Raw genomic sequence first — 11,746 nt, 5'->3', positions numbered from 1 at the left:
CCGACCGCGCGACAGCACCTAACGCGGGGTGGCGATCAGGGGCAGCCGCCGGATGCCCGCCAGCCACGCCGACTGGACGTACTCGACGGCGCCGGCCGGTTCGAACGCCGAGAATCGGCGGAACAGTTCGGTGAAGAAGGTGCGCAAGGTCAGCCGCGCGAGCGGTGCCCCGATGCAGTAATGGTGGCCGTCGCCGAAGCTGAGGTGCCGGTTGGGCGTGCGCCGGACGTCGAACCGGTGCGGGTCGGCGAACACCCGCTCGTCGCGGTTGGCGGAGCTGATCCAGACGACCACCGCATCACCGGCTGCGACGGTCACGTCGCCCAGTTGCGTGTCCCGGGTGGCGCAGCGCAGGAAGTGCCGGGCCGGGGCGGCCCAGCGCACCGCCTCCTCGATACCGGAGTCCAGCAGCTCCGGCTGCCGGGCCCACTCAGCGTAACCGCCCGTGCGGGCCAACTCGAGCAGCGCCGCATTCGGCACGTGCGGGATCGCCGCGCTGGCGCCGAGCAGCAGGCTGTAGCAGTTCGCCACGACCGCGCCCGGGCTCAACGGCCGGCCGTCCACCGTCATCGACGCCAGTACGTCGACCAGGTCGCCGCGCGGGCGGCGCCGGTGCGCCAGGACCAGGTTGAGCAGGTAGCCGAACAGCTCCCGGTGCGCCCGCTGCAGGGTTTCCTCGACGCCCTCCGGCAACCGGTAGCCCGGGTCGTCCTCGGCCACCGACATCCCGACCAACCGGGCCAGCCGTGGCCAGTCCGCGGCGGGGATGCCGAACAGGGGACCGAGTATCGCGGTCGGCAGCGCGCTCGTGATCGAGGCGAAGTCGACCGGTCCACCGTCGAGGGCGGGGGTGAGCAGGCGGACGATGTCCGCCCGCAACGACTCGGTGTGGCGCCGTACCGCCCGGACCGTCATCTCGCGCTGCACCGGCCGGCGCAGGTCGCCGTGCCGGGGCGGGTCGCTGGCGGAGAACTGCAGCTCACTGGCGGGTTCCCCCCGCCCCAGCACGTTGAGGAACACCCCACGGGTGGAGGTGAAGCCGGCGTGGTCGGTCAGCACCCGTTCCGCGTCCGCGTAGCCGGTGACCGCCCAGAACCCGGTCCGGCCCGCGACGGGTTGCCAGCGGACCGGTCGACGCGCGCGCATCGCCCGCCACAGCTCGTGCGGCTCGCCGTGTGCGAACAGCCGGGCATCGGAGAGGTCCACCAGATCCGGGTCGACGGAGGCCGTCACCGGGGGATCGCCTCGGGCTCGGCCGCCGGCATCGCCTCGACCAGGTCGGCGATGGTCGGCGTCAGGAACAGCACCGACGCGTCGATCTCGACGCCGAGGTCGTGGTAGATGTCCATCAGCAGGTCGGCGGCGAGCAGCGAGTCGCCGCCGAGTTCGAAGAAGTCGTCCTGCACCCCGATCGGGGACACCCCGAGCTTGCTGCTCCACAGCTCCGCCAGCCGGCTCTCGACGGTGGATCGGGGTGCCACGTACGTCGAGGCGACCGCCAGCTCGTCCCGGGAAACGTCGCTCATTCCGTCGTTACCTCCCTGCTCGGGTTGCGCCGATCCCAGCCTCGGCTCGACGCGGGTGACCGAGCAAGGCGACCGCCGTTCGGGTCCGTTCGGGCTTGTTCAGGCCGGTCGCGGCTGTCCGTACGCGTAGTCCGGCCGCAACACGTTCGCGCCTGGCCGGTCCCGGCCGCTGACCCCCGGTTCATCCCGGCGTACCCGCAGATCCCCCGCACCCCGGCGAGGCGCGACCCTTGATCGGCCCCTTGTGGACCGGCATCGGTCGTTCGGGTGACTCGGCCATCCACCGGGCCGTGCCTGCCGGGTGGTGTAGCCGTTTCGTGACCTGGTGAGGGCGGCGGACATGAGGCACTATGGCGTTCACTGACGCGCAGCTCAAGCCCGGATTGGTACGTGAGTCATGCCCCTGTCTCGTCGCGTGGTCATTTCCGCCGTGGCCGCTACGGTCGTCGTCGGCTCGGGGGTGGGCGTCGCCCTCTGGGCGAACCGTGACGACCCGTCGTATCGCCCGCCGAGCGCGCACGTGGTGCAGCCGGGAGCGCCGGGCCAACCGGGCAGGTCGCTGTCCGGCAACGACCTGTCGCAGGTCTCGCCGCCCGGGTTCACCGCGGCCGACAGCCTGTTCATCCAGGGGATGATCCCGCACCACGCGCAGGCTCTGGAGATGGCGGCGCTCCTGGAGGGGCGTACGACCAACCCGGACGTGACCCTGCTCGCCAAGCGGATCGACGTGTCGCAGCGGGACGAGATCGCGCGGATGCAGCGGTGGCTCGCGGAGCGGAACGTGCCGAGCAGCGGGCCGAACGCGCACGCCAGCCACGACAAGCTCATGCCGGGGATGCTCACCGCCGAGCAGCTCGACCAGCTCAAGCAGGCGCGCGGCGCGGAGTTCGACCGGCTGTTCCTCACCTTCATGATCCGCCACCATCAGGGCGCGCTGGCCATGGTGGAGGAGCTCTACGCCACCGGCGGTGGACTCGAACCGGCGAGCGACCAGTTCGCCCGTGAGGTCAACGCCGACCAGGGCATCGAGATCCAGCGGATGCAGGAGATGCTGGCCAAGATGGGCTGACCCCCGCCCGGCTCAGGCACAAACGGTGAAGGGCACCTCGGCTCGGGAGGTTCGAGCCGAGGTGCCCTTCGATCAGGGACGGATTACAGCGATCCGGCCAGGTCCAGGATCGCCTGCTTCAGCTTCTGCTGCTCCGAAGCGGTCAGCTTGCCGGCGATCTCCTGCAACTGGGACACCGCGGCGTCCCGCTGGCCGTTGGCGGAGAACCGCTCGGCCCGCTGCAGGAACATGTCGACCTGGGACTTCAGCGGGTGACCGAGGGCGTCGGCACGGACGAGCTGGTCGTAGTGGGCACGCGCCACCGCGAAGCTCGGCGTCCAGTTGACCTTCGGCTGGCCCTGGGCGTTGAACTGGCCGAGCTGCACCTCGGAGGCAGCCTGGATCTCCGCCTTCGACAGGTGCTCGCTGGGCGTCAGCTTGAACGCGTCGAAGCCGCGGGCGATCTCGTTGCCGAAGAGGTTGCCGTTGTACCAGTACGCCGACCAGAACCCGCCGAGCACGAGCCGGTCCGGGCTGACCGGACCCCGGTCGAAGAACGCGATCTCGTGCGGGTTCTTCGAGTCGGTGAAGTCGAACACCGAGATGCCGCCCTGGTACCAGGCCTGCATCATGATGTCGCGACCCGGCACCGGGATCAGCGACCCGTTGTGCGCCACGCAGTTCTCCTGCAGCGTCTGCGGAACCGGCAGCTTGTAGTAGCTGGCGAACTTCATCTTCCGGTCGACGATGTCGAAGATGGCGTTGGCGCCCCACTCCGGCAGGTCGGTGTCCCGGCAGCGGGCACCGCTACCGCCACCCCACTCGTCGGTGAAGATCACCTTGGTGCCGTCGTTGTTGAACGTCGCCGAGTGCCAGTACGCGAAGTTCGGGTCGGCGACCTCGTCGATCCGGCGCGGGTTGGCCGGGTCCGAGATGTCGATCAGGATGCCGTTGCCCTGGCAGGCGCCGGCGGCCAGCCCGATCTCCGGGTACGCGGTGATGTCGTGGCAGGCGTTGGTGTTCGGCGTCGGCGACCAGGTGCTGCCGGACGGGTGCCGGGGGGTCTGCGGCCCGTTCTGCAGGCCGTCGATCCGGCCCGTCTCCGGGTCCTGGAACAGCCGCGGCTGGTTCACGACGGCGGCCTGCTCAGGTGCCGCGAGCGGCACCTTGATGACGTCGATCCGCCACCGCGACGGGTTCTCACCGTCCGCGGCGTTGTTGTTGCAACCCTCCATCGTCGTCGCCGGCCGCACCGAGGTGGTGCCGGAGACGTAGATGTAGATGTTGTTGGGGTCCTTGGGGTCGGTCACCACGGTGTGCGTGTGCGAGCCGCGGCAGAGCTGGACGCCCGCGACCTGCACCGGGTTGCGCACGTCGCTGATGTCGAAGATCCGGACGCCCTGGAACCGGGTGCCGACGCTGGCGTTGGTGCCACAGTCGACCCGCCCGCGCGACTCCTCCACCGACATGAAGACCAGGTTGCCGTAGGCGGAGAGGTCGCCCTGCCCGCCGGGGCACACCACGCTGGTGACCACGGTCGGGTCGGTGGGCTTGGAGACGTCGATGATGTTGAACCCGTTGTAGTTGCCCGACAACGCGTACTTGCCGCTGAAGGCGAGGTCCGAGTTGTAGAACCCGCCGTTACCCGGGTTCGTCGGGTCGACGAAACCCGCCGGCTTGTCACTGTGCGCCACGTGCTCGAGGTTGCTGATCGCCGACTGGGCGTCGAGCCAGCCGGCGCCGAGTCCGATGCGTGGATCGGGCTCCGCCGCCGACGCCGTGCCGGGCACGGCGGCGGCCATGAGCAGCCCCGCGGCCATCAGGCCGAGTGCCTGCCGGCCTCTGCGTGATCTAGTAGTTGGTTGGTGTGTCATGTGCCGCCTTCCGATCGAAGGACTGACGCGAGGTCCGAATGGTGGGAGGACGCGTCGTGTGAGTAAGGACCGTACCGACGATCGGTCGTTGGTCAAGAAGGCCGCGCGAGGTATGCACATATTTGCGAAGGCAACTTCGACTCTTTATCTCCGCGTGATCCTGCAGGTCACGACAGGCGTAGGACCTGCCGGTCCCAATCTTTCGCCAGTCGTCGGATGATCGGCCTGTGGAGGGCACCGTAGCGTCGATGCAATTCACCTCGCACGGGTTTGGTTACCGAACGTGACTGTCGGGCGGGTGCCGTGGATGGGCGCGGCGGGCCGCCTGGGTGGCGGTGGTGGATCGGTGCTCCGTGCTGTCTTTTCCAACCCCCGAAAGGAGCTACGGTGCCTGTGCATTGGCGTCCGTCCCGTGGTCGTCGCAGCGCTGCGTTGTTGCTGTCCACGACCTTGGTCGCGTCGGTGACGACGTTGGCGTCGGGACCGGCTTGGGCTGAGCCTGATGGGGCTGGTCCGAAGAATCCGATCTTTCTGACCGGCCCGAACGAGGGCGCACCGAACGACATCGCGCTGTCCTATGTGCGGGCGCATCCGGGTGACTACGGTGTGGCCGCCGCCGATGTGTCCGATCTGGCGGTGGCGTCGAGTTACACGAGTCGGCACAACGGGGTCACGCATGTGAACCTGGCGCAGCGGTACCAGGATCTGGACGTGTTCGGGGCGACGGCGACGGTGAGCGTCGCCCGGGACGGCAGTGTCGTCTTCGTCGGTGACAGTCTGGTGTCCGGCCTGTCGGACAAGGCCGCCGGCGCGGCGTCGTTGGACGCGGTGGAGGCGGTCCAGGCCGCCGCGGACGCGTTGGAGTTGGCGGAGCCGGCCAGCCCGAAGGTGATGAGCCGCAGCGCCGGCGCGGCGCAGCGCACGGTGGTGTCCGGTAGTGGGATCTCGGATCAGCCGATCCCGGCGAAGCTGGGCTGGCAGCCCACCGACGACGGGCTGCGCCTGGCGTGGCAGTTGGTCATCGACGACTCCTCCGACACCCACCTGTGGAACGCCAGCATCGACGCCCAGACCGGCAAACTGCTCAACGCCGACGACTGGACCACCCACGAGAACGCGGAAGAGATCGCCAGCAACCTCGGCCGCACCGCGACGTCGACGCCCCGGCTCCAGGACGCGAACCCCAGCACGCCGAACCCGGTCCAGGACGGGTCGAGCTACCGGGTGTTCAACGCCCCCAAGGAGAGCCCGAACGACGGCCCCCGGACCCTGGTCACCAACCCGGCGGACGGAGCCGCGTCGCCGCACGGCTGGCACGACACCGACGGCGCCCCGGGCGCCGAGCACACCATCACCCAGGGCAACAACGTCCACGCCTACCAGGACCAGGACAACAACAACGCCGCCGACCTCGGCAGCAGCCCGGACGGCGGAGCGAACCTGAACTTCGACTTCCCGCTGGACCTGGGCGAGCACGCCCAGAACTACCGGGACGCGGCGACCGCCAACCTCTTCTACTGGAACAACATCATCCACGACGTCACCTACCAGTACGGCTTCGACGAGGCGTCCGGCAACTTCCAGGCCAACAACTACGGCCGGGGCGGTACGGGCACCGACTACGTCCGCGCCGAGGCGGCCGACGGCGGCGGCACCAACAACGCGAACTTCTCCACGCCGGCGGTGGACGGCGTGGGCACGCCGCGGATGCAGATGTACCTGTGGCCGGGCACCCAGTTCGGCAGCCCCAACCAGGTCGTCGTGGACGGTGTCGGCTCGTTCGACGCGTCGTGGTCGCGGTTCACCCCGGCGCCCACGGCGGCCGGCCTGGCCGGACACCAGTTCGTCTACGCCGGCACCGGCTGCACCGCGGCCGCGTACCCCGCCACGCTGCCCTCGGGCGGCTGGATCAGCGTGGTCGACGGCGGCACCACCGCCTGCACCTACCTGCAGCGCGCCCAGGTCGCCCAGACCGCCGGCGCCAAGGCCCTCGTCGTCGCCCACAACGCGACCGGTTCCGCGCCGGTGCTCACCGGATCCATGACCACGGCGCCGGTCACCATCCCGGCGGTCGCCGTGACCCAGGCCGACGGGGCCACCATCAAGGCAGCCATCGCCGGCGGCACCGCCACCGGCTCGTTGCGTAAGCACCCGAACCACCCCGGCATCCGGGACGGCGACCTCGACGCCGGTGTCATCATCCACGAGTACACCCACGGCATCTCGAACCGGCTCACCGGCGGCCCGACCGTCAACTGCCTCAGCGGGCAGGAGCAGATGGGCGAGGGCTGGAGCGACTACGTCGCGCTCACCCTGCTGCTCGACCCCAAGTTCGACACCGCCGACGGGCAGCGCGGCATGGGCCCGTACGTGCTGTTCCAGGACGACCGGCACGGCGGCGGCATCCGCCCGCGCCCGTACTCGCGGAACATGGACATCCAGCCGTTCACCTACGACAGCATCAAGACCGGCGGCTGGCTCAACGGCACCTCCCTCGCCGCCCCGCACGGCATCGGTCACGGCTGGACCTCCGTGCTGTGGGACATGATGTGGAACCTGATCGACCGGCACGGGTTCAACCCGAACATCTACGAGTCGTGGAACACCGGCGGCAACAACCTGGCCCTGCAGCTGGTCATCGACGGGCTGAAGCTGCAGGGTTGCGGCCCGGGCTTCGTGACCGCCCGCAACGCGATCATCGCCGCCGACGCGGCCCTCACCGGCGGGGAGAACGCCTGCATCATCTGGGGTTCGTTCGCCCGCCGTGGTCTCGGCTACAGCGCCGTGCAGGGCACGACCGCCCGGGACGACAACACCGAGGCGTTCGACACTCACCCGTCCTGCCGGGGTGACTTCGTCGGCCGCTCGGCGCAGCCGGCGCTCAACACCGTGATCGCCGGTGACGCGGTGCCGATGAAGTTCAAGCTCGCCGCCGACCGCGGGCTGGACATCCTCGCCTCCGGGGCGCCGTACTCGCGGTTGGTCGACTGCGACACCCTCAAGACCGTCAACCCGGGCGGGGCGACCACCCCGCGGCCGACCCCGGTCGCCGCGCGCAACCCGGGCGGATCCTCGATGTCGGTCAGCACGCCCGGTCAGTACAACTACCCGTGGAAGACCGACCCCGCCTGGGCCGGCACCTGCCGCGAGTTCGTCCTCACCCTCGACGACGGATTCCAGTACCGCGCCTACTTCAAGTTCACCAGCTGAACCGGTAGCACCCCCGGAAACCGGAGGGAGCGTTCCCTGGTCGGGACGCTCCCTCCGGTCTGTGCACCGACCTCAGGGGCGCTCGAAGGCGTGGGTCGCCACGCCGCGCCCCGTCTCCAGCGCGTCGAGCAGCATCGGAAGCGACCGGTGCAGCTCCCGCTGCCAGTACGGCCAGCTGTGGCTGCCCGGGCCGTAGAAGTCGGTCGTCACGGAGACACCCTGCTCGCGTAGCTGCTCGACGAAGTCGACGTTCTCCTGGTGGATCAGCGCCTCCAGGCTGTCGGTCCGACCCGGCGCGTCGAACGGCCCGCCCGCGGTGCCGTCACCGGTGGCCACGAACAGCGCCGTGTGCCGCAGCCGCTTGACCAGGTAGTACGGGTCATGGTCCTGCCAGACGTCCCGCTGCGCCACCGGATCGCCCCAGAGCGCGTGCGGGTCCAGCCCGGTGCGCCCGAAGAACGGCAACCAGTACGACGCATCCCGCAGCGGATGCACCACGCCGCTGAAGGACGCCGCCGCCCGGAACATGCCCGGGTTACGGGCCGCGTACGACATCGCCCCAAAGCCGCCCATCGACAGGCCCGCCACCACCCGCTTCGGGCCCGCGCCGTAGCCGCGCTCGATGATCTGGCGTACCTCGCTCAGGTGGAACGTCTCCCAGGCCGGGGCGCCGCCGCGGCCGCCGTTCCACCAGTCGCTGTACCAGCCGGCGGCGCCGGCTTCCGGCATGACGACCAGCACGTCCCTGAGCTCCGGGATGCTGGCGACGTCGGTGGAGCGGGTCCAGCTGACGTACGAGTCGCAGCAGCCGTGCAGCAGGTAGAGCACGGGCCAGTGGTCCCCGCGCGCCCGCTGCTCCCACCCGTCCGGCGTCAGCAGGCGTACGTTGGCGGCCCGGCCGAGCGCCGGCGACTGGATTGTGAGATCGACCAGGCGCGGGCCGACGGTCGTCTCCTGCGACACGTACGCGCCGTCGGAGGCCTGGGCGGGTGCGGATGCGGCGGCCGGGGCCGCCGGCGCGGACAGTCCGGCCAACGCGAGCCCGGCCGCGACGGCGATGCCGAGGGCGAATGCTCTGCTCATCACTCCTCCTCCTGACCGTGACAGGTCGAACCTGATCGTTTCCTGTCGATGACACGGGGCGAAGTGATTCGCTGCGGACGAGCGGTCGGCGAGCAGGCGGGAGCGGTGACCGGCCGCTGTCGCGCGACGAGTGGCTTCGGCGCGGCGGGGCAGAGCGCACCGCACCGGCTCCTTCCTGGACGACTGGTCAGGCGCGAGCGGGGCGGCCGGGGCCGGGCTGTGCGGCCGGGACGACGACCTGCGCCGCCAGTTTCTTGGGCGCCAGCAGGCAGTAGCTCTCGGTGAGCAGCTCGCCGACCTCGTCCCAGTCGGTCTCTCCGTCGACGACCATGCCGAGGACGTCAGCGCCCCAGTCGGGCTTGAAGAACGGATCGCCGTGGGCGACGAGCGCGTGCACCTCGTCCACCGGCGACCGGAAGATCAGGACGCAGACGGGCTCGTCGGTGCCGGCCGCGCGGGCGTACGCCATCTGATGGTCGGGGTCGACGGTGAGCACGTGGGCGAAGGTCCGCGTGCGGATGCGCCAGCGGACGCCGACCCAGGCCGGCTCCTCGTAGGTCTCCGGCAGCCCGAGGCAGATGGGCCGCAGCCGGTCGAGAAGCTCGGGCGGTACGTCTCCAGGGCTGGTCACGGACGACACGCTAGCCCGACCCTCCGACATTTCCGCCGACTGTCGCCGCGCTGACTCGCCCGGGACTCAGGCTGGCGCCTGGCCGGCTGCGGGTCGGCTTTGCTGAATGCCGGTGAGAAGCCAGCCCAGGCCGTGCTTGAAGTTGTCGAGCATCTCCGCGGCGCTCGGCTGGTGCTCGGTGCCGGTTCCCGGTGGCAGGCGACTCGTGAACGCGGCGAAGCCGATCGTGTAGACGATCAGAACTCGAAGTGCCTCGGATGCGGCCGGTTCGGAGACGTCCGCCCGACGCAGGAGTGTGGTCGTGGTGTCCCCGAGGCGATGTGCATTGGGGCCGTGAGCGCCCTGACGGCTCAGGTAGTGCGGCACGAGGTCGGGGTGGGTCAGGAGCACGGTGTAGGTCGAGGCCATGAGTTGGTGCAAACCGGCGACCGGGTCGTCGATGTCGGCTGCTGGCACCTCGACGTCAGCGAGCACGTCGTCGAGCAGGTAGTCGATCAAGGCGGTCTTGTTCGCCACGTGGCTGTAGAGGGCGTTCGGGGCGACGTCGAGCCGGCTGGCCAACGTGCGCATCGTCAAGGCCGCCAAGCCGCGTTCGGTCACCAGCTCGCGGGCCGCGCCGAGCACCGCCGTACGGGTGAGACCGGCTCGGTGGCCAGGAGTGCGTCCACGTTCCACGACCACTACTGTACGGTGTCCAATACGAATTGGACGCCGTACAGCTGAAGGGCGGGCAATGAGCATCCCTGGTCTGATCGAGCAGACGGTGCCGGTGAACGGGGCGCGTGTGCACGTCGTGCATGGCGGTGTCGGGCATCCGGTGCTGCTGCTCCACGGCTTTCCGCAGACCCATCTGGCGTGGCGGCACGTGGCCGCGTCACTGGCGGAGGACTTCCGGGTGGTCTGCGCCGACCTGCCCGGCTACGGTGCCAGCGACCCGCCCGCCGGAGGCGACAGCCCCGCCGACTACGCCAAGCGGGCCACGGCCGAGACGATGGTCGCGATGATGCGCGCCCTCGGCCACGAACAGTTCAGCGTCGTCGGCCACGACCGGGGAGCCCTGGTCGCCTTCCGGGCGGCACTCGACCACCCCGAGGTCATCAAGCATCTCGCGGTGTTGGACGTGATCCCCACGGTCGACAACTGGGCCGCGCTCCACGGCGCCGGCGGGGTGTTCGCGTTCCACCTGTACCTCCTCGCCCAACCATCCGACCTGCCCGAGCGGATGATCACCGCCGACCCGGACACGTTCTTCGGGCACTTCCTGGACACCTGGACGGCCACGCCGGACGCGTTCCCCGCCGACATCCGGTCCGCCTACCTGGCCGCGGCCCGCACGCCACGAGCGATCCACGCCATCTGTCAGGACTACCGCGCCAGCGCGTTCGTCGACACCGAGCACGACCGGACCGACCGCGACGCCGGCCGCCGGCTGACGATGCCGGTCCTGGCGATGTGGCAGGATCCCGGCGACATCGTGCTGCCGTTCGACCCCCAGCAGGTGTGGGCACGTTGGGCGCCCGACCTGCGCACCCACGTCCTGCCCTGCGGGCACTTCCTCCCGGAAGAACGTCCCGATGAGGTCACCGCCGCTGTTCGCGCCCTCATCGCCGGGTGAACCCCGGCAGGCGCATGTCGCGTGCGGGCCGCGCTGACGTGGCGCGCCCGGGCTAGCGCGTCGACGGGCGGCTGTCCAGTTCGGCCAGCAGCCGCTTGGGCGCTACCGCCCGGTACGCCTCCTCGCACGCCTCCGCCACCTCGGCCCGGTCCAGGTCCCGGTCCAGCCGCACCCCGATCCAGCCACGGTGCCCCACGTAGGGCGGCCGGAAATAGACCTCCGGGTTGGCGGCCGTCAGTTCCTGCTGGGCGCCGGGTGGCGCGGCGCACCACAGGTGGGGGAAGTCGTTGTCGTGGTGCCCGTCGGGCCACAGCATGACGAAGGACTTCTTGTCGCGGATGAACCAGGTCGGCGCGCCGTGGCTGGGGCGTTCGGTCACCTCCGGGAAGGCCGAGCAGGTCCGGCGGATCTCGTCCAGCAGGCTCTCGTCATCGGTGGCCAAGTCGCCTCCCGGGGCGGTCGGATCGGGTGGCCTCAGCTTACGAGGCCATGGCCGGGCGGCAGTGGATGCGCGACCTGGTGGTGCGCCCGGAGAGCGGAAGCGTGGACGCGGGAGCGGTTCCGCTGAGGCGTGACTCAGCCGGCGGGCAGGCGGCCTGGTGTTTCGTGCGTCTCATGATGCGAGCGCGCCTTGTTTCCTATCAACCCTATGGGATAACTTCCTGACCATGATCCGTAGCAGCCACCAGATGACCGGGAAGCTCACCGTGACTTCCCTGGTCGTGCGGCGCTACGTCGACCATCAGCGCACCTGCAGCG

10 protein-coding genes are annotated in these 11,746 nt (G+C 70.2%); 3 read left to right on the top strand and 7 right to left on the bottom strand.

Going from position 1 to position 11,746, the window contains the following annotated elements:
- Window positions 1-18: 18 nt before the first annotated feature.
- Window positions 19-1,233 carry a cytochrome P450 gene (locus ACY34I_RS00455; RefSeq protein ID WP_462751320.1) on the bottom strand — a complete coding sequence of 405 codons (1,215 nt, stop codon included), beginning with the start codon at window positions 1,231-1,233 and terminating at the stop codon, window positions 19-21.
- A complete protein-coding gene (locus ACY34I_RS00450) occupies window positions 1,230-1,526 on the bottom strand; it encodes a phosphopantetheine-binding protein (RefSeq protein ID WP_462751318.1) in 297 nt (98 codons plus the stop codon). Before ACY34I_RS00450 ends, ACY34I_RS00455 begins: the two co-directional genes overlap by 4 nt.
- A gap of 430 nt (window positions 1,527-1,956) precedes the next feature.
- On the opposite strand from ACY34I_RS00450, the gene ACY34I_RS00445 reads away from it, so the two are divergent.
- Window positions 1,957-2,595 carry a DUF305 domain-containing protein gene (locus ACY34I_RS00445; RefSeq protein WP_462751316.1) on the top strand — a complete coding sequence of 213 codons (639 nt, stop codon included), beginning with the start codon at window positions 1,957-1,959 and terminating at the stop codon, window positions 2,593-2,595.
- Window positions 2,596-2,678: 83 nt separating this feature from the next.
- On the opposite strand, the gene ACY34I_RS00440 is transcribed toward ACY34I_RS00445, so the two are convergent.
- Window positions 2,679-4,394, bottom strand: coding sequence for an LVIVD repeat-containing protein (locus tag ACY34I_RS00440; RefSeq protein WP_462751314.1), 1,716 nt, complete (start codon window positions 4,392-4,394; stop codon window positions 2,679-2,681).
- A 690-nt stretch (window positions 4,395-5,084) separates the two neighbouring features.
- Between ACY34I_RS00440 and ACY34I_RS00435 the strand changes: the two genes are divergently transcribed.
- Entirely contained in the window at window positions 5,085-7,658 is a 2,574-nt protein-coding gene (locus ACY34I_RS00435; protein WP_462751312.1) for a M36 family metallopeptidase, read from the top strand.
- A gap of 72 nt (window positions 7,659-7,730) precedes the next feature.
- On the opposite strand, the gene ACY34I_RS00430 is transcribed toward ACY34I_RS00435, so the two are convergent.
- From ACY34I_RS00430 to ACY34I_RS00420, 3 genes are all read right to left on the bottom strand, one after another.
- Window positions 7,731-8,741, bottom strand: coding sequence for an alpha/beta hydrolase (locus ACY34I_RS00430; protein WP_462751310.1), 1,011 nt, complete (start codon window positions 8,739-8,741; stop codon window positions 7,731-7,733).
- A gap of 187 nt (window positions 8,742-8,928) precedes the next feature.
- Window positions 8,929-9,372, bottom strand: coding sequence for an MmcQ/YjbR family DNA-binding protein (locus ACY34I_RS00425; RefSeq protein WP_462751308.1), 444 nt, complete (start codon window positions 9,370-9,372; stop codon window positions 8,929-8,931).
- A 66-nt stretch (window positions 9,373-9,438) separates the two neighbouring features.
- Window positions 9,439-9,996 (bottom strand): TetR/AcrR family transcriptional regulator, encoded by a 558-nt coding sequence (locus tag ACY34I_RS00420; protein ID WP_462751306.1) that lies wholly within the window; start codon window positions 9,994-9,996, stop codon window positions 9,439-9,441.
- A 109-nt stretch (window positions 9,997-10,105) separates the two neighbouring features.
- On the opposite strand from ACY34I_RS00420, the gene ACY34I_RS00415 reads away from it, so the two are divergent.
- Window positions 10,106-10,987, top strand: coding sequence for an alpha/beta fold hydrolase (locus tag ACY34I_RS00415; protein ID WP_462751304.1), 882 nt, complete (start codon window positions 10,106-10,108; stop codon window positions 10,985-10,987).
- Between the two features lie 52 nt (window positions 10,988-11,039).
- Here the strand turns inward: ACY34I_RS00415 and ACY34I_RS00410 are convergent, their stop codons facing one another.
- A complete protein-coding gene (locus ACY34I_RS00410; RefSeq protein ID WP_462751302.1) occupies window positions 11,040-11,429 on the bottom strand; it encodes an MmcQ/YjbR family DNA-binding protein in 390 nt (129 codons plus the stop codon).
- Between the last annotated feature and the right edge of the window lie 317 nt (window positions 11,430-11,746).

Source organism: Micromonospora sp. RTBAU3-60, assembly GCF_054963695.1.
The sequence above is the reverse complement of the archived record's forward strand: the minus strand, read 5'-3'. Positions and strand labels throughout refer to the sequence as shown.